The organism is Streptomyces sp. NPDC001980 (assembly GCF_040296885.1).
In the GTDB taxonomy this organism is placed as follows: Bacteria; Actinomycetota; Actinomycetes; order Streptomycetales; family Streptomycetaceae; genus Streptomyces.
This window is the reverse complement of the sequence record NZ_JBEOYD010000015.1, coordinates 173395-190477: the sequence shown is the minus strand read 5'-3', so window position 1 is coordinate 190477 and position 17083 is coordinate 173395. Positions and strand designations below refer to the sequence as shown.

17 protein-coding genes and 1 pseudogene are annotated in these 17083 nt (G+C 70.4%); 13 read left to right on the top strand and 5 right to left on the bottom strand.

Annotated elements, in window-relative coordinates; all coding sequences use genetic code 11:
• Positions 1-17 precede the first annotated feature (17 nt).
• The 8 genes from ABT137_RS24090 (at position 18) to ABT137_RS24055 (ending at position 7112) form a co-directional block, all read left to right on the top strand.
• Positions 18-1142 carry an FAD-dependent oxidoreductase gene (locus tag ABT137_RS24090; RefSeq protein ID WP_351712117.1) on the top strand — a complete coding sequence of 375 codons (1125 nt, stop codon included), beginning with the start codon at positions 18-20 and terminating at the stop codon, positions 1140-1142.
• On the top strand, positions 1139-2137 hold the full coding sequence (locus ABT137_RS24085) for an amidohydrolase family protein (RefSeq protein WP_351712115.1): 999 nt from the start codon (positions 1139-1141) through the stop codon (positions 2135-2137). The genes ABT137_RS24090 and ABT137_RS24085 overlap by 4 nt, the downstream gene beginning before the upstream one ends.
• Before the next feature lie 4 nt (positions 2138-2141).
• Positions 2142-3080, top strand: coding sequence for a VOC family protein (locus tag ABT137_RS24080; protein ID WP_351712113.1), 939 nt, complete (start codon positions 2142-2144; stop codon positions 3078-3080).
• 103 nt (positions 3081-3183) lie between these two features.
• Positions 3184-4155, top strand: a complete 972-nt coding sequence (locus tag ABT137_RS24075; protein ID WP_351712111.1) for a fumarylacetoacetate hydrolase family protein — start codon at positions 3184-3186, stop codon at positions 4153-4155.
• Entirely contained in the window at positions 4152-4904 is a 753-nt protein-coding gene (locus tag ABT137_RS24070) for an SDR family NAD(P)-dependent oxidoreductase (protein ID WP_351712109.1), read from the top strand. Before ABT137_RS24075 ends, ABT137_RS24070 begins: the two co-directional genes overlap by 4 nt.
• Complete coding sequence (locus ABT137_RS24065) at positions 4901-5671, top strand: SDR family NAD(P)-dependent oxidoreductase (protein WP_351712107.1); 771 nt, start codon at positions 4901-4903, stop codon at positions 5669-5671. Before ABT137_RS24070 ends, ABT137_RS24065 begins: the two co-directional genes overlap by 4 nt.
• A gap of 11 nt (positions 5672-5682) precedes the next feature.
• Positions 5683-6459 carry a CoA transferase subunit A gene (locus ABT137_RS24060; protein WP_351712105.1) on the top strand — a complete coding sequence of 259 codons (777 nt, stop codon included), beginning with the start codon at positions 5683-5685 and terminating at the stop codon, positions 6457-6459.
• A gap of 2 nt (positions 6460-6461) precedes the next feature.
• Positions 6462-7112: a CoA transferase subunit B gene (locus ABT137_RS24055; protein ID WP_351712103.1), complete on the top strand. Its 651-nt coding sequence runs from the start codon at positions 6462-6464 to the stop codon at positions 7110-7112.
• Positions 7113-8041: 929 nt separating this feature from the next.
• Here the strand turns inward: ABT137_RS24055 and ABT137_RS24050 are convergent.
• Positions 8042-8938, bottom strand: a complete 897-nt coding sequence (locus ABT137_RS24050; protein ID WP_351712101.1) for an SDR family oxidoreductase — start codon at positions 8936-8938, stop codon at positions 8042-8044.
• Between the two features lie 122 nt (positions 8939-9060).
• On the opposite strand from ABT137_RS24050, the gene ABT137_RS24045 reads away from it, so the two are divergent.
• From ABT137_RS24045 to ABT137_RS24025, 5 genes and pseudogenes are all read left to right on the top strand, one after another.
• Positions 9061-9633 carry a TetR/AcrR family transcriptional regulator gene (locus ABT137_RS24045; protein ID WP_351712209.1) on the top strand — a complete coding sequence of 191 codons (573 nt, stop codon included), beginning with the start codon at positions 9061-9063 and terminating at the stop codon, positions 9631-9633.
• 24 nt (positions 9634-9657) lie between these two features.
• Positions 9658-9957 carry a macro domain-containing protein gene (locus ABT137_RS24040; RefSeq protein WP_351712099.1) on the top strand — a complete coding sequence of 100 codons (300 nt, stop codon included), beginning with the start codon at positions 9658-9660 and terminating at the stop codon, positions 9955-9957.
• Between the two features lie 99 nt (positions 9958-10056).
• A pseudogene (locus ABT137_RS24035) lies at positions 10057-10317 on the top strand (transposase family protein); the annotation flags it as partial.
• 125 nt (positions 10318-10442) lie between these two features.
• A complete protein-coding gene (locus ABT137_RS24030) occupies positions 10443-10601 on the top strand; it encodes a hypothetical protein (protein WP_351712097.1) in 159 nt (52 codons plus the stop codon).
• Complete coding sequence (locus tag ABT137_RS24025; protein ID WP_351712095.1) at positions 10598-11413, top strand: ISAs1 family transposase; 816 nt, start codon at positions 10598-10600, stop codon at positions 11411-11413. Before ABT137_RS24030 ends, ABT137_RS24025 begins: the two co-directional genes overlap by 4 nt.
• 360 nt (positions 11414-11773) lie before the next feature.
• Here ABT137_RS24025 and ABT137_RS24020 read toward each other — a convergent pair whose 3' ends face one another.
• From ABT137_RS24020 to ABT137_RS24005, 4 genes are all read right to left on the bottom strand, one after another.
• Positions 11774-12739, bottom strand: coding sequence for a pirin family protein (locus ABT137_RS24020; protein ID WP_351712093.1), 966 nt, complete (start codon positions 12737-12739; stop codon positions 11774-11776).
• A gap of 41 nt (positions 12740-12780) precedes the next feature.
• Positions 12781-14301, bottom strand: a complete 1521-nt coding sequence (locus ABT137_RS24015; protein WP_351712091.1) for a serine/threonine-protein kinase — start codon at positions 14299-14301, stop codon at positions 12781-12783.
• A gap of 222 nt (positions 14302-14523) precedes the next feature.
• Positions 14524-16257, bottom strand: coding sequence for an RICIN domain-containing protein (locus tag ABT137_RS24010; RefSeq protein WP_351712089.1), 1734 nt, complete (start codon positions 16255-16257; stop codon positions 14524-14526).
• A gap of 38 nt (positions 16258-16295) precedes the next feature.
• Positions 16296-17057, bottom strand: a complete 762-nt coding sequence (locus ABT137_RS24005) for a carbohydrate ABC transporter permease (protein WP_351712207.1) — start codon at positions 17055-17057, stop codon at positions 16296-16298.
• Positions 17058-17083 lie beyond the last annotated feature (26 nt).

Genomic DNA, 17083 nt, shown 5'->3' with positions numbered 1-17083 from the left:
CAACGAAGGAGTTGGCCATGGCAAGAGAGAGAAGCGTCCTGGTCGTCGGAGGGGGCACCTCCGGCAACGCCATGGCCGTGCTGCTGCACCGGGCCGGTATCGAGGTCGACCTCGTCGAGGCCAAACCGGACTGGAACGTGCGCGGCTCCGGCATCACCCTGCAGGGCAACGCCCTGCGCGTGCTGCGCGAGCTGGGCGTCTGGGACGAAGTGAACGCGCACGGATTCGGGTTCGACTCCTTCGGGCTGACCGCGCCCGACGGAACCGTGCTGCACGTCAGCGAGGACATCCGCACCGGCGGCGACGACCTGCCGGCGACCCTGGGCATGCAACGCCCGGTGCTCCAGCGCATCCTCATCGACGCGGTACGGGCATCCGGCGCGAACGTCCGGCTCGGCACCACCGCCGAGATCCTCGCCCAGGACGACACCGGGGTCGGCGTCCGCTTCAGCGACGGCACCGAGGGCAGCTACGACCTCGTCGTGGCCGCCGACGGCCTGAACTCCGCGACCCGCGCCGCCATCGGTATCGACGCCAAGCCGGAGCCGACCGGCATGGCCATCTGGCGCGTCCCGGCGCCCCGCCCGGCCGGCGTCGAGCGCACCGACCTGGCCCATGGCGGGTCCTGCTACATCGCCGGCTACACGCCCACCAGCAAGGACACCCTCTACGCCTACCTGGTGGAGCCCAAGCGCGACCGCGCGACCATCCCGCCCGAGTCCTACGCGCGGGAGATGCGCCGCCTCGCCGAGGGCTACGGCGGCGCCTGGGAGGAGATCCGCGCCTCGATCACCGACCCGGCGCAGGTGAACTACGCCTGGTTCGACCGGATGCTGGTCGAGGGCTCCTGGCACCGCGGCCGGGTCGTCCTGGTCGGGGACGCGGCGCACTGCTGCCCGCCCACGATGGCCCAGGGCGCGGCGATGTCCCTGGAGGACTCCTGGGTGCTGTCCCAGCTGCTGACCAGTGGGGCGGCATGGGACGACGAACTCCTCACGCGCTACTACGAGAGGCGCGTCGAGCGGGTCCGGACGGTCGTCGAGGCATCGGTGCAGATCGGGCAGTGGCAGCTGGACGGCGAACGCGGCGACGTGGCCGGACTGATGGCCACCGCCATGACCGCGCTCAAGGAACTGCCGTGACGACGCCCACCATCGACGTGCACGCACACGTCCTGCTCCCCGAGGTCGAGGCCCTCGTCGCCGGCCTGCCAGGTCTTGCCGAGGCCAGGGCGCTGGACGCCCGGCGCAACGGCCCCGCCGCCCTGGCCGTCAGCGGGCCGATGGTCCGCGAGCGGATTCCACGGCTGACCGACGTCACCGTACGGCTGGCCGCGATGGACGAGCAAGGCGTGGATATCCAGCTGGTCAGCCCGTCCCCGTCGCACTACCACTACTGGACCGACGAGGACACGGCCGAGAAGCTGTACCGGCTCGCCAACGAGGCGACCGCCGCACACTGCGCCCAGGCGCCCGACCGGCTGCACGGGCTCGGGCTGGCCCCGCTCCAGTACCCGGCCCAGGCCGTCGACGCGCTCGAACACGCCCTGGACCAGGGCCTGTCGGGCGTCGAGATCTCCAGCCACGCCCCGGGCCGGGAACTGTCCGACCCGGCATACGAACCCTTCTGGTCCCGTGCCGAGGAGACCGGCGCGATCGTCTTCCTCCACCCCTTCGGCTGCACGCTCGACGAGCGCCTGGACCAGTGGTACCTCTCCAACACGGTCGGCCAGCCGACGGAGAACGCCGTCGCCCTCTCCCATCTGATCTTCTCCGGTGTCCTGGACCGGCACCCGGAGCTGAAGCTGGTCGCCGCGCACGGCGGCGGCTACCTGCCCACCCACATCGGCCGCTCCGACCACGCCTGGGCGGCCCGTTCCGACGCCGGCGCGGACTGCGCCCACCTGCCCAGCAGCTACCTCAGGCGGATCTACTTCGACTCGCTCGTGCACGACCCGCACGTGCTGCGGGAACTGGTCCGCGCCGTGGGCGCCGACCGCGTCCTGCTCGGGTCCGACTTCCCCTTCGACATGGGCACCGAGGACCCGGTCGCCGCCCTGCGCGCGGCCCGGCTGCCCGACCGTGACTTCCACGCCGTACGAGGCGGCAATGCCGCCGCTCTCCTCCGGAAGGACTGAGACCATGAGCGACCGCCTGCTCACCCACCTGCGGCACGTCGACCTCGCCGTGCCCGACTACGACAAGCAGCTCGACTTCTACTCCGGCGTCTGGGGCCTGACGAAGACCGCCGAGGACTCCGGCGTCTCCTTCCTGGCCGCAGAGGGCAGCCCCGAGCAGTACGTCGTCCGGCTGCGCAAGGCCGAGGAGAAGCGCCTCGACCTGGTCTCCTACGGCGCCGCGAGCGCGTCCGACGTGGACACGCTCGCCGAACGGCTGCTCGCCGGGGGAGTGCGGCTGATCTCGCAGCCCGGCAAGCTCGACACGCCCGGCGGCGGCTACGGCATCCGCTTCTTCGACGTCGACGGCCGCACCATCGAGGTCTCCGCCGACGTGCAGGTGCGGCAGCACCGGAAGATCGAGGAGAAGGAGGCGATCCCGGTCAAGCTGTCGCACGTCGTCCTCAACTCCCCCGACCTGAACCGCACCCGGCAGTGGTACGAGACCCACCTCGGGTTCCGGCTCTCCGACACCCTCATGCACCCGAAAATGGGTGAGGCGATGCACTTCATGCGCATCAGCAACCAGCACCACTCCATGGCCATCGCCCAGGGCCCGCACACCGCACTGCACCACGTCTCGTTCGAGATGCGCGGCCTGGACGAGTACATGCGCGGCTCCGGCCGGGTCATCCGCGCCGGGTTCAAGAAGGTCTGGGGTCCCGGCCGGCACCTGGCCGGCGACAACACCTTCACCTACTTCCTGGACCCGCACGGCAACACCATCGAGTACACGACCGAGCTGGAGACGCTGGACGAGGACACCTGGCACCCGCACGTCTACGACTTCTCCCAGCCCGAGGTCACCGACCAGTGGGGCACCGCCAACCCCATGAACGAGCTGATCGCCAAGGAGTCGTTCAACGACGTCGACCGCGGCTGCTTCGTCGCCCCACCGGTCTGATTCCCCCGAGTCCCGGGGACGCGGCGGCCCTGTCAACTGCCCTGACTCCCACGCCGTGTCCCCGGCCCCTTCTTCCGTCGCCCGTCGGAGCCTGGAGCCGTACATGCGTTTCGCCAGTTATGAACATCACCGACGACGTGGCGTCGCCGTCGTCGAGGAGGACGGCATCCTCCACCCGGTCCCCGGAGCGCGCTCGCTCACGGAGCTGATCGGCTCCGGCGACGGGCTCGACGCGCTGCTCGACGTGGGCGCGGCCACCCTCGACGTCCCACCGGGGCCGCACGTCTCCGAGGTACGGCTGCTCCCTCCGCTCCAGCCGCCCACCGTGCGCGACTTCGTGACCTTCGAGGAACACGTCGAGGGCGTACGGCGCTCCGTGGACGGCGGCGGCGGGGTGCCCGAGGCCTGGTACGACGCCCCGACCTTCTACTTCACCAACCCGTACGCGATCGTCGGCGCCCACGACGACGTGCCGGTGCCGCCTGGCTCCCTCGTCCTCGACTTCGAGCTGGAGATCGCCGCGGTCATCGGCAGGGAGGGCCGGGACCTCACCCCCGAGCGGGCCCGCGACCACATCATCGGCTACACGATCCTCAACGACTGGTCCGCGCGCGACCTGCAGTCCCGCGAGATGCAGGTCCGCCTCGGCCCGTGCAAGGGCAAGGACACGGCCGCCACCCTCGGGCCGTACCTCGTCACCGCCGACGAACTGGAGAAGTACCGGGACCCGGAAGGGTTCCTGCGCCTCGCACTCACCGCCTCGGTGAACGGCGAGGTCGTCGGCGAGGACCTGCTCTCCAACATGAGCTGGACCTTCGAGGAGATGGTCGCCTACGCCTCGCGCGGCACCTCCGTGCGCCCCGGCGACGTGCTCGGCTCGGGCACCTGCGGCAACGGCGGCTGCCTGGCCGAACTGTGGGGGATACGCGGCACCCAGGACCCCCCGCCGCTGAAGCCCGGCGACACCGTCACCCTCACCGCCGAGGGCATCGGCACCGTCTCCAACACCGTGGTCGCCGGCGCCGACCCGGTACCGCTGCCGACCGCGCGCCGCCGTACCCGGGAGCGGTCGTGACCGATCTCAGCCCCAAGAGGCTCCTCGGCAAGGTCGTCGTCGTCACCGGCGCCGCGCGCGGCCAGGGCGCCGCCGAGGCCGAGGCACTGACCCGGGAGGGCGCCCGGGTCATCGCCACCGACGTCGTCGAGGCCCTCGGCTGCCGCCGGCTCGACGTGACCAGCGACAAGGAGTGGGCCGCACTCGCCGCCGAAGTCCAGGAGTCGTACGGACGGATCCACGGCCTGGTCAACAACGCGGGCATCACCTGGCGCGCCCGCCTCGGCGAGGTGCGTCCCGACGACTTCGACCGCGTCCACGCCGTCAACGTCACCGGCCCGCTGCTCGGCATCCAGCACCTCGCCCCGCTCATGCCGGCCGGCTCGTCCATCGTGAACGTCGGGTCCACCGCCGCGCTCACCGGCCACTACCCGGTCGCCTACACCGCCAGCAAATGGGCACTGCGCGGCCTGTCGAAGGCGGCGACGGCCGAACTCGGCCCGCGCGGCATCCGCGTGAACACCATTCACCCCGGCTTCATCGAGACCGAGATGACGGCCTCAGCCGCCCCCGTCTTCCGTGAGGCGAACATCCGGGAGACCCCGCTCGGTCGCACCGGTGCGGTGGACGAGGTCACCCCACTCGTGGTGTTCCTGCTCTCCGACGACGCCTCCTTCATCACCGGCGCCGAGATCCCGGTCGACGGTGGTCTCACCGCGCACGGCGGCGTCAAGTCCATCTCGGACGCACTGCTCGGGAGCGGCTCATGAGGCGACTGGACGGCAAGGTGGCCCTGATATCGGGAACGGCCCGAGGTCAGGGGAGAGCAGCCGCGCTACGGTTCGCGGCCGAGGGCGCGGTCGTCGTCGGCGGCGACGTGCTGCACGAGGCGGCACTGGAGACCCAGCGCCTCGTCACGGAAGCGGGCGGCACCGTCCTCACCCCGGGCCCGCTGGACGTCACCGACGAGGACTCCGTCCGGGCCTGGGTGGCGGAGGCGGTGTCCGCGTTCGGCCGGGTCGACATCCTCTACGCCAACGCCGGCGCCGTCCGCTTCGGAGCCGTCGACACCCAGCCCTACGCGGACTTCGCCTTCACCCTGCGCGCCGAACTGGACTCCGTGTGGCTCGCCGCGCACGTCGCCTGGCCGCACCTGGCCGCGAGCCGCGGCTGCGTCCTCACCGTCGGCTCCACCGCCGGTCTCACCGGCTCGCTCACCAACCGGCGCACCGCGCACTCCGCCTCCAAGGGCGCCGTCATCGCCCTGACCCGGCAACTCGCCGCCGAGGGCGCCCCGCACGGGATCCGCGCCAACTGCCTCAGCCCCGGCATGATCGACACCGAGGGCTCGCGCGGCGACCTGCTCGCCGAGGACCACCCCATGCGGGCCATCGCCCGCCACATCCCCCTCGGCCGGGTGGGCCTCCCCGACGAGGTGGTCAACGCGGCCGTCTTCCTCGCCTCCGACGAGGCCTCCTACATCACCGGCGCCAACCTCGTCGTCGACGGCGGCTGGTCGACCGTACTCCCCGGTTGAAAGGACCTGTTATGGACAAGGTCTGCGCGAGCGCCGAGCAGGCGGTCGCCGACATCTCCGACGGCGCGACGGTGGCCGTCGGCGGCTTCGGACTCAGCGGCATCCCCGCCGTGCTCGTCCAGGCCCTGTACGACCAGGGCGCAAGCGGCCTGGAGGTGGTGTCGAACAACTGCGGGGTGGACGGCCGCGGTCTGGGCGTGCTGCTCGAGGCGGGCCGCATCGCGCGGGTGACCGGCTCCTACGTCGGCGAGAACAAGGAGTTCGCCCGCCAGTACCTGGCCGGTGAGCTGGAATTGGAACTGGTTCCGCAGGGCACGCTGGCCGAGCGGCTGCGCGCCGGAGGCGCCGGCATCCCCGCCTTCTACACCCCGGCGGGCGTGGGCACCCAGGTCGCCGACGGCGGCCTGCCGTGGCGGTACGCGGCCGACGGCACTGTCGCGGTGGCCTCGCCGGCCAAGGAGGTCCGTGCCTTCAAGGGGCGTTCGTATGTCCTGGAGCACGGCATCACCACCGACTTCGCCCTGGTCCGTGCCTGGCGCGGCGACCGGCACGGCAACCTTGTCTTCCGCCGTGCCGCCGCCAACTTCAACCCGTTGGCCGCGATGGCCGGCCGGGTGACGGTCGCGGAGGTCGAGGAGCTGGTGGAGCCGGGTGAGCTGGCCCCGGACGAGGTCCACCTGCCGGGCGTCTTCGTCCAACGGGTGGTCCATCTGACAGCCGACCAGGCCATCGACAAGCACATCGAACGCCTTGCGATCTCCGCGTCTTCGACCCGAGGGACGGTATGACCATGAGCTGGACTCGCGAACAGATGGCCGCCCGGGCCGCCGTCGAACTCACCGACGGCTCCTACGTCAATCTCGGTATCGGCCTGCCCACCCTGATCCCGGGCCATCTCCCGCCCGGCGTGCATGTCGTCCTGCACTCGGAGAACGGGATCCTGGGCACCGGCCCGTATCCGACCGAGGACGAGGTCGACCCGGACCTCATCAACGCCGGGAAGGAGACCGTCACCGTCCTGCCGGGCGCCTCCTTCTTCGACTCGGCGCTCTCCTTCGGCATGATCCGCGGCGGCCACATCGACACCGCCGTGCTGGGTGCCATGCAGGTCTCGGCCATCGGCGACCTGGCCAACTGGATGATCCCCGGGAAGATGGTCAAGGGCATGGGCGGCGCGATGGACCTCGTCCACGGCGCCCGCCGGGTCATCGTGCTCATGGAGCACACCGCCAAGGACGGCAGTCCGAAGATCCTCAAAGAGTGCACGCTGCCGTTGACCGGTGAGCGGTGCGTGCATCGGATCGTCACCGACCTGGGCGTCCTCGATGTCACACCGCACGGCCTCGCCCTCGTCGAGACCGCCCCGGGTGTGACCGTCGAGGACATCACCGCCCGCACCGAGGCCTCGCTGCACATCGACGCGGCCATCGCCGCCTGCTGACACATCGGGGACGCCGGACGAAGTCAGGACGGGATTCTCCTGCGCGTTCCGAGCCTGGCGCAGGATGGGCAGCAGGGGGCCGGTGCCGACACAGGTGAGCAGCCCGCCCGCGTGCACCAGGAGCACGGCGTCGTGGCCCAGGATCATCAGCAGGAAGCCTGCTCCGCACACGCCGAAAACCGCAGGCAGCTTGCGCTGGGGACTGCCTGTCAGCGAGGCGAAGACGACGCATCCGGCCACCTGGCGGCGCTGGTGATCGCGATACTGACGCTTCGCGAATTCCCGGAACATTCGCCCCGTCGGATCCTCGGCCGACATGATGTGACTGAGGATGACGTTCTTCTTCATCGTCACGGAGACGTTCGACATGTCCACGACTCAGGGCGCCTGCTTGTCCGACTTGCGCGGCTTGCCCTGATTTTCTCGGCTCATGCGCGGACCATATCGGCCCCGGAGGCTCTGCGCTGACCGTTCACTCCCAGGGGGTTGCCCGCGGGGCTCCGCACCTGCTCCGGCCTCCTGGGTAGGCTCCGGGCGCGGGTAAACGAGGGCGCCTGAGAGTGGGGTCATCATGCCGGTCAAGGACGGGTGCCCGAGCTGCGGCGCTCGGCGCGAGGGCAAGGATCGTTGGGGCGCGTGCGCGAAGTGTGGGGCTCGGCAGCGCTGAGCCGGCGGGCAGGTGTCGGTGTCGGTGTCACAAGCTTGCTTGCACAGGGGTCAGGGCTGATGCGTTCTCAGTCGGCGAGATGAGCTGATCGCCTGCGTTCCTGCAGCCGCAGGCCAGCCTGGTAGTCCCGGCGCAGTACTGCACCGGCCTCCCCTCAGAACCGTGCTGGCCCTTCGTCCGTTCAGGCGAACCCTGTCGATTCCGTGTCCTCGCCGCCACGTGTCGTCCTTGTCGAGACCGACACCGCTTGGCGCGTCGTGCGTCAGGTGCGGAAGTAGGACCCGGCGTCCAGGTCCTGGATGAGGCTGGGCCCACTTGGCGCCCAGCCGAGGAGTTCCTGTGTGCGAGTGCTGGAGGCGGGGATGTCCATAGCGAAGAAGCGGCCGATCCAGCCGAAGTGCTTCTGTGCGTCCTGCGGTGCGATCGAGGTCACGGGAACGTCGAGTCCTCGTCCGATGGCCTGTGCGATCTCCCGTGTGGGGACTCCCTCCTCGCTCACCGCGTGCAGGAGCGTTCCCGCCGGGGCCTTCTCCAGTCCCAGGCGGGTGATCTGCGCGGCATCTGACCGGTGGACCGCCGGCCAGCGGTTCGTGCCGTCGCCGACGTAGCCCGCGACCCCTTTCTCACGGGCAATCGCGACCAGGGTCGCGATGAACCCGTGGTCGCCGTCGCCGTGCACGGTCGGGGCGAACCGCACGCTGACCGTGTTCACGCGGCGATCGACGTACTCCAGCGCGAGGTTCTCGCTGCCGCCTCGGGGGGACTCCAGGCCGTGGAACGGTGACCTGTCGTCCTCGGTCGCCAGCCGGCCCTGCGCCGGGCCGGCGACGCCGGACGCCAGCAGGAACGGACGGCCTGATCCGGTCAGGACGTCGCCGATCGCCTGCACGGCGGCCCGTTCGGCCTGATTGGAGACGGCAGGGTTGTTGAAGTCGTGCTTGTTGGCGAGGTGGAGGACGGCGTCAGCGGTCGCGGCGCCCTCCCGGATGCTGTCGAGGTCGTCGAGGTCGCCGCGGCGGACCTGGGCACCCTTCGCGTCGAGGGATTCGGCCGCGGTATCGGAGCGGGCGAGCCCGACCACCTCGTGGCCGGCGGCGAGCAACTCGTCGACTGTGGCCGAACCGATCCACCCGGATGCTCCGGTGACGAAGACGCGCATGTGAATGATCTCCTTCGATACTCAAGCCTGGTGAGCGAGGCAAGCGATGTCAGTTGCTGACGTCAGTGACTGTCGTCACTGTAGCTGTCATGTCAGCTGCTGTCATCACTAGAGTGGTGGGCATGGTGCGATGGGAGCCCGGGGCGCGGGAACGACTACAGGCAGCGGCGATGGACCTCTACATCAGTCGCGGCTACGACAGGACGACCGCGGCCGACATCGCCCAGGCCGTCGGTCTCACGGAGCGAACGTTCTTCCGCCACTTCGCCGACAAGCGTGAGGTGCTTTTCAGCGGCCAGGAGCTGCTGGAGCAGGCGTTCCTGGACGGCGTAGCTGCGGCTGCGCCGGACGCGTCACCGCTCAAGATGGTCGAGTCCGCCCTGTCGGCCGCGGCGCCGTTCTTCTCGACCGAGCGCCGCGACCACTCCAGGCGGCGGCAGAGGATCATCTCCGAGAATCCCGCGCTGCAGGAACGGGAGTTGTTGAAGTTGGCGGGGCTGGCCACGGCGGTCGCTGCCGCCCTCCGATCGCGGGAGGTTCCCGAGGCGACGGCCACGCTCGCCGCGGAATCCGGGGTGACCGTGTTCGGCGTAGCCTTCGGGAAGTGGATCGCCGAGGGTGAGGAGCGGTCGTTCCTCGACATCGAGCGCGAGGTGTTGGGCGAGCTCGTGGCGATGGCCGTCGGTGCGACGTGATCAGTGTAGCGATGGACCAACCGGGTGAACTACCCGACGACGTCCTGGCCTCGCGGTAGTGATCACTACTGCGTTCGGACCTCGGCGCCGGCCCGGCATGTCGTGCGCGCTGTGGGCGAGAGGGATGGCGTCGACGAACCGGCCGCCGAGCTGATGGCGTCCGGCTATATGGCCAGCCTGCGGATGTGCGATGAGGTGAGCGCCGGCAGTGTGGCGGCCGGTTCGCAGTCCACCGGCACCTTCGGGTTCCCCAGCACGAGGCGTGCCAGATCGGCGTGGCGACCTTGCGTGGCGCCGGCACTCAGGTCGGACGATCAGGGCTGATGCGTTCTGACCTCAGTTGGCGAGATGAGCTGATCGCCTGCGTACGCGCGGTCCCGTGGGACGGTTCGCCCGGTTCGGCAACGAGAGACGCGACCCCCGATGATCAAGGTTGCTGAAGCCTTTGATCACGAACAGGGGTCGCGTTCGCGTGCTGTCCCCCTGATCAGTGTCCTGCAGCGCCACTACGAGGGCATCGACTCCGCCTGCCCGGATCCGGAACCGTCGCAGTTCGCTTCCCTGGCCCAGGTCTTGGAGCGGATACCTGATCCCCGCCGGGTCCGGGGCCGCCGCTACCGCCTGGACTCCCTGCTCGCGCTGTGTCTGGTCGCCGTCCTCGGCGGAGCCGCGTCCCTGGCCGCCATCTCCCGCTTTCCGTCGATGCCGACTCCAGTCTGCGCGAACGACTCGGACTTGACTCCAGCACACCGAACGCCTCCACGCTGGGACGACTGTCCCGCCTGGACGGCGACGCCCTGGACGACGCCGTGGGCGCTTGGCTCGCCCGGTACGCCGCCGACCCGGTCGACGAACTCGGCGACAGGCTGGTCGGCCTGGCCGTCGACGGCAAGACCGTGCGAGGATCCCGCACCGACAGCAGCGCGTCCACCTGCTGGCTGCCGCGCTGCACTCCTGCCAGACCGTGATCGCCCAGCGCCAGGTCGCCACGAAGAGCAACGTAATCCCCGCTTTCGCCCCGCTGTTGGACCGGATCGACCTGCGCGGCGTCGTCGTCACCGCCGACGCGATGCACACCCAGCGCGCCCGCGCCGAGCACGTCATCACGGCTGGCGGCCACTACCTCCTGGTCGTCAAAGGGAACCAGAAGAAGCTGCGTCGGCAACTGCGGCGCCTGCCCTGGCGGGAAATCCCTCTCCAGGCCCGCACCACTGGGGCGGGGCACGGCCGCCGAGAGGTCCGTCGCCTGAAGGTCTGCACCGTCCAGCCGGGCCTGCTCTTCCCCCACGCCGTCCAGGCCATGGAGATCAAACGCCGCCGCACCCACCGCAAGACCAGCAAGGTCGAGACGAAGACCGTCTACGCGGTTACTAACGACCTCGTGCACGGTTGGCCGTGGCACATCGAGGTGTGTGGCGTTGTTGGTGTTCACGCTCGGAGGGCGTGGTCGAGGGTGGCGGTCCGCTGGTGTGAGAGCAGACCGGCGACGGCTTGGACGATGTCACTCATGTGTTCGCGTCGGCCATGGTGGCGGGCGAGAGCCCGCCAGTTCTTCAGGTGGGCAATGCCGTGCTCGACGCGGATACGCCGTGAGGATTGCGCCTTGCGCTGTAGTTCGTGCCGCTCCTCGTACCAGGCGGGAGCGTTCGCCGTCCTCGGCAGTGGCGACGTCGATCCGAGAGGTGCTGGCGCTCCGGCCGGTGCCAGTGAAGAGAACCCGCTCTTCTCGGCGCGTCCGACCTTCCCGAGTGCACCGGAGGAGGCCTGTCCCCGGCCCTGAAGTTGGCGGGTTCCGACAAACGTCTTCCGGCGGCGTTAACCGCCCCTGTCTGGCCGTGTCAGCCGTCCGGCCGGGCGGGATCCGGCGTCGAACTCATCAAACTGGCCCAGCCTGTGCCGACAGCGCAGGCTGGGCAAGCTGACTTCCTGTCAGGCTGACGTGGCGTCAGGAAAGTCAGCATTAGGTCAGCATTGGTTCTGGCAAAGCCGCCCACAGATGCCCACACCTTGGAATCGAGGAAGTCCCGGGAGGTGCCGCTGAGGCACCTCCCGAGGCCCCTTGCCTCCGATGATCACCCTTAGGTGGAGGGTGGTTGCGCGGTCTTCGGCTCTTGGGTGGGATAGCTGGCGTATGCGCAGGTCAGCGCGCCCGTCCGCGTGGCTTGAGCGGTGTCGGCGGCATCTCCGGCGCCGACAGTGGGGCCCCGTCATACCCCTTCACCTCGCCGAAACGGGTGCCCTTTGCCCAGTCCTTTCGGGCCTGTACGATCTCCTCTTGGGAACGGGCGATGAAGTTCCACCACATGATCAGCTCCTCCTCGAACGGCTCGCCGCCCAGGAGCATGATCGACGCGTCCGACTCCGCGCGCAGGGGGAGTTCGGTGCGGCCGCAGCCCAGGTAGAGCATCGAGCCCGGGAGCACCGGCACGCCGTCGACGTGCACCTCGCCGGACATCGCGAGGACGCCGTACTCGAAGTCCGGCTGCAGCGGCAGGCGCAGGTCGGCGCCCTGGGCGAGGGCCAGGTCCGCGCCGACGATGGGGGTGAACGTCGTACCGGGGGACGTCGCGCCGTCGACGGAGCCGAGGATGACCGTGGCGGTCAGGCCGGGGGCCGTGACCGTCGGCAGGTCGGGGTGGTGTTCGAACCTCGGGTCCGTGTGGCGGTGGGAGTCCGGGAGGGCCACCCACAGCTGCGCGCCGTGCAGGTACCGGGCGTGCGACTTGGGGCTCTCCTCGGAGTGGCTGATCGCCCGGCCCGAGGTCATCAGCCCCAGCTCGCGGGGGCGGATCGTCTGGAGGCTGCCGGTCGAGTCGCGGTGCAGGACCTCGCCCTGGTGCAGCCAGCTGACCGTCTGCAGCCCGATGTGCGGGTGCGGCGGGACCTGCATCCCGGGCTCGTCGGCGATGTCGTCGGGGCCGTAGTGGTCGACGAACGCCCAGGCACCGATCATGCGGCGGCCGAGGTTCGGCAGCAGCCGGCGCACCTCGGTCGACTCGCCGAGTTTCACGTGGCGGGGGCTCAGCAGCTCGCGGACGGGTTCGGCGACGACGAATCCGCGGCCGCCGCACACGCTCGGAACGGGCGCGCGGTCAAGGTTGCTCATGTCGGACAACTTAGCGGCCGAAGGTCCCCGTTGCCGAGCGGTCAGCCGGTCGTACGGAATCCGTCCCTCACGTTGTCGAAGACCGGCCGGTAGCCGGACCACGTCGCGTCCGGCGCGGAGAGGTAGATGTCGTACTCCCGGCCGCCCTCCCTGCCGTAGCCCAGGTCGATGGCGCGGAAGACGCGGGCCCGGCCCCGGAAGGTGAACTCCCAGACCGCGGCCGGCTGCCCGCGGAAGGCGGTCCGCTGCATGCGCAGCCTCCGGTAGGTCGGGTAGTTGACCTTGGTGTTGGCCTCGATGTCGGCGAAGTGCGTGACGGGGTTCGCGCCGGCCGGTTCCACCATGCCGATGGTGACGCCGGCCAGGCCGGTCGGGTCCTTGTAGGTGACCTCGTCGGTGGCGCGGGTGGCGGCCGTCCAGCCGTCGGGGACGGGGAAGGCGACGCCGAGGGCCTTGTCGGTGACGAGGCGGTAGCCCTGGGGGAGGGGAGAGGCGGCCGAGCTCGCCGTCGTCGACGGGGACGCCGACGAGGACGACGGACGGCTGTCGTGCTTGCCGGCGGATGTGCGCGGGAGCGTGAGGGCGGCGGTGACCGCGGCGGCCGCCACGAGGGCGACCGCCCCGGCCGTCAGGGCGAGCCGGCCACGCCGGGCGCGCCGCCCCCGGCGCCCGGCGCCGGCGGCCGCCGCCCGGGCCGTGGCCGGTGGCGGCTCCGTCGGCGGGCGCCGGGCCACCACCGTCACCGCTCCCGACCAGGTCGCCAGCAGCGCCCGTTCCGTCTGCTCGGCCGAGGGCCGGTCCGCCGGGTCCTTGGCGAGCAGCAGCTGGACGAGCGGCTCCAGCGGGCCCGCCTGCTTCATCGGCTCGACGGGGTCGGTGACGATGGCGTACGCCGTCTCCATCGCGGTCTCGCGCCGGAACGGCGGCCGGCCCTCCACCGCCTGGTACAGCGTGGCCCCCAGTGACCACAGGTCCGAGGCCGGTCCCGGGGTCAGCCCGCGCAGCCGCTCCGGGGCCATGTACGGGATCGAGCCGACCATCTGGCCGGTCTGGGTGAGCGTCGACGAGCCGGCGGTCAGCGCGATGCCGAAATCGGTGAGCACGACCCGGTCGCCCGGGCCGAGCAGCACGTTGCCGGGCTTGACGTCCCGGTGCAGGACACCGGCGGCGTGCGCGGCGCGCAGCGCCCCGGTCATGCCGAGGCCGATCCGGGCGGCCTCCTCGGGCGGAAGGGTACGGCCGCCGTCGAGGAGGTCGGCGAGGGTGGGCGCGGGGACGTACTCCATGACGATGCAGGGGCGGCCGTCGTCGTCCACCACGTCGTGCACGACGACCACGTTGGGGTGGACGACCCGGGCGGCGCTGCGGGCCTCGCGGCGGGTGCGCTCGTAGAGGGTGGCCAGCTCGTCGTCGGACAGGTCCGGGCGGGGGTGCAGCTGCTTGAGCGCGACCTGCCGGGCCAGCACCTCGTCCTCGGCCCGCCACACGGTGCCCATGCCGCCGCGTCCGATCCGCTCGGTCAGCCGGTACCGCCCGGCGACCAGCCGCCCCTCGTCCGACACCGCCCGTCCTCCGCCAGCTCTGTCCGCGTTCGATGAGTCCCGTCACGATAACCGCGCGTTGCTGGGCACCTGTTCGGATCTGCCGGCCGCCCGACCTGGGCTCCTGGGAAGATGGGGACGGGTTGGTCTTCTCGGCTGCAAATCAATCGGAAAGGGTCGTGCGGGGCAACGAATGCCGGTCGTCGCCCCGCACGGGTGTGCTCGGGTTCACTGTGGCGTACGTCAGCGGGCGGTCAGTTTCCACAGGTGGTCGGCGGTCCCGTTGTCGTCCCACTGGAGGACCTGGGCACCGGAGGAGGTGCTCATGTCGGTCACCCCGAGCAGCAGGCCGCTGTTGTAGTTGGCGATCTTGTAGTAGCCGTCGCCGGACGGGATCAGCTGCCAGAGGTGGTCGGCGGTGCCGTTGTCGCCCCAGATCAGGGCGGTGCCACCGTCGCCTGTGCCCGCGTTCGTGATGCCGAGGAGCAGGCCGCTCGCCTGCTGCTTGATCTTGTAGAGGCCGCTGCCCGCGGCCACCAGGGTCCAGTTCTGGTCGGTGCCCGTGGTGGAGGTGGCCTGGACGACGGCGGTGCCCTGGGCGGTGCCCGCGCCGCTGGTGTCCAGGGCGAGGCCGCTGTTCCTGTTGGTGATCTGGTAGCGGCCGGCCAGCGAGGTGGCGGTGCCGCTCGGGGTGATGGTCAGGTGGTAGCCGTCGGAGGCGTTCATCGTCACCGGTACGGTGATCGACCCGCCGCTGACCGTGTAGTCGGTGTCCGAGATCGTCACCGGCCCGGAGACGGCGGTCGTCCGGCCCTTGGACGGCGTGTACTCCAGCCTGACGTGCACGGTGCTGCCGAAGGCGGAGAGCGACGACAGCCCGTTGACGGTGACGGCACACGAACCGGTGCAGCCGCCGGTGACCACGCTGATCTGGTTGCCCGCGCCGTTGCGGGAGGCGAAGCCGTCGATGCCGGTCTGCGCCGGAGGCGTGGTGACCAGCATGGTCCCGGACATGTCGCCGTACCACTTGTACAGCCAGTAGGCGCCGTTGGGTGAGCCGCCGGTGTCGGTGAGGGTGTCGCCGAGGGTGCCGTAGTGGTTCCAGAAGGCCAGTTCGGCGTCGTGCACGCCGACCCGCTCGAACTTGGCGACGTAGCTCGCGAGCGGCCCGGGGACGCCGACCTCGCTCGTGGTGCCGTACTCCTCGATGGCGATCGGGCGGGCACTGATGCCGAGGCTGGTCTCCAGGGCGCGGTAGGCGGCGACATGGGCGGCGATGTCCTGCGAGCCCTGCAACTCGTGCCAGGAGATGATGTCGGGCACCGTGCCGCTCGCCTTGGCGTCCGTCAGGAACGTGCTCATCCAGCTCTGGTTCCACGCCGAATGACTCGGGCCCTGGATCGGGGTGGTGGCGTCCTTCGCACGGACCTCCTTGTACGTCGTCGCCCACCCGGAGTCGAAGCTGCCGGCCGCCGAGGTGTTCCAGGTCCAGTCCGGCTCGTTCCACAGCTCGTAGGCGGCGATATTGGTGGTCCCGGAGGACTTCACGGACGCGACCTGCTTGTCCACGGCCGACAGCCAGTCGCTCCAACTCACCCACTTGTAGGGAAAGTCCGGGTACCAGTCCGGCATTCGTACGACGACCTTCGCGCCGGCCTTGGCCGCCTCGGGGGCGACGGTCAGGGCGTCACCGCCGGGGCTGGACTCGCCGTTGGGCAACTGGCTGCCGCCGGGCGCCATCTGTACGAAGGTGTTCGGCTTCAGCGGCTCGACCAGGCTGTCGGCCGGCACGCTCGCCGTGTCCAGGCCGTAGAGGCTGCCCGAGGCCACGTGGGTGACCGAGCGCAGGGTCTGGTTCGCGCTCACCACGAGGGTGGTGGCGGAGGTGGGGGCCGCCTGGGCGGGGGCGGCGGTGCCGAGGGCGGCGGCGGTGAGGACCACGGCACCGAGGACGGCTCTGCGGGGGATGCGGCTCATGGCATGGATCTCCTCGAAAAGTAAGCGAGTGGGAGGGTTCAGTCCTTCACCGCGCCCGCGGTCACGCCCGCGGCCACATAGCGCTGGGCGAGGATCAGGAGGACGGCCGCGGGGACCGACGCGACGACGGCGGTGGCCATGATCGCGTTCCACTCCTGGTTGTTGTTGCCGATGTACTTGTAGATGCCGAGCGTGATCGGCTTCCAACTGCCGCCGCCGTCCAGGGTGTTGGCGAAGACGAAGTCGGACCAGGCCCACAGGAAGCCGAACAGCGAGACGGTGACGATCGCGTTGCGGCTCAGCGGGAGGATCACCGACCGGAAGGTGCGCCAGGTGCCGGCGCCGTCGATCCGGGCGGCCGAGACGAGTTCGCCGGGGATGCCCGACATGAACGCGGTGAAGATCATGACGCCGAAGGGCACGGCGATGGTGGAGTCCGCGACGATCAGCCCCCACCAGGAGTTGAGCAGGCCGAGGTCCAGGAAGATGCCGTAGAAGCCCATCGCCATGACGATGCCCGGGATCATCTGGGCGATCAGCAGGGCCAGGCTCAGTGCCCCGCCGCCGCGCGGCCGGAGCTTCGCCAGTGCGTAGCCGGCCGGGGCGGCGATCAGGAGAGTGAGGGCGACCGTGCCGATGCCGATCAGCAGGCTGGTGCCCAGGTAGGGGAGCTGGTCGTCGAGGACCGCCCGGTAGCCCTCGAAGGTCGGGTGCAGCGGGACCAGGTCCGGCGGGTCCTTGCGCATGTCCTGCTGCGGGGTGAGGGACACGTTGACCATCCAGTACACCGGGAACAGCATCAGCGCGGTGAGGCAGAGGCCGATCA

Excerpts from the sequence above, each read along its gene's own strand:
- ABT137_RS24090 (WP_351712117.1), top strand. The coding sequence starts at position 18 with ATGGCAAGAGAGAGAAGCGTCCTGGTCGTCGGAGGGGGCACCTCCGGC.
- ABT137_RS24080 (WP_351712113.1), top strand. The coding sequence starts at position 2,142 with ATGAGCGACCGCCTGCTCACCCACCTGCGGCACGTCGACCTCGCCGTG.
- ABT137_RS24075 (WP_351712111.1), top strand. The coding sequence starts at position 3,184 with ATGCGTTTCGCCAGTTATGAACATCACCGACGACGTGGCGTCGCCGTC.
- ABT137_RS24065 (WP_351712107.1), top strand. The coding sequence starts at position 4,901 with ATGAGGCGACTGGACGGCAAGGTGGCCCTGATATCGGGAACGGCCCGA.
- ABT137_RS24060 (WP_351712105.1), top strand. The coding sequence starts at position 5,683 with ATGGACAAGGTCTGCGCGAGCGCCGAGCAGGCGGTCGCCGACATCTCC.
- ABT137_RS24055 (WP_351712103.1), top strand. The coding sequence starts at position 6,462 with ATGAGCTGGACTCGCGAACAGATGGCCGCCCGGGCCGCCGTCGAACTC.
- ABT137_RS24050 (WP_351712101.1), bottom strand. The coding sequence starts at position 8,938 with ATGCGCGTCTTCGTCACCGGAGCATCCGGGTGGATCGGTTCGGCCACA.
- ABT137_RS24045 (WP_351712209.1), top strand. The coding sequence starts at position 9,061 with ATGGTGCGATGGGAGCCCGGGGCGCGGGAACGACTACAGGCAGCGGCG.
- ABT137_RS24020 (WP_351712093.1), bottom strand. The coding sequence starts at position 12,739 with ATGAGCAACCTTGACCGCGCGCCCGTTCCGAGCGTGTGCGGCGGCCGC.
- ABT137_RS24010 (WP_351712089.1), bottom strand. The coding sequence starts at position 16,257 with ATGAGCCGCATCCCCCGCAGAGCCGTCCTCGGTGCCGTGGTCCTCACC.
- ABT137_RS24005 (WP_351712207.1), bottom strand. The coding sequence starts at position 17,057 with ATGCTGTTCCCGGTGTACTGGATGGTCAACGTGTCCCTCACCCCGCAG.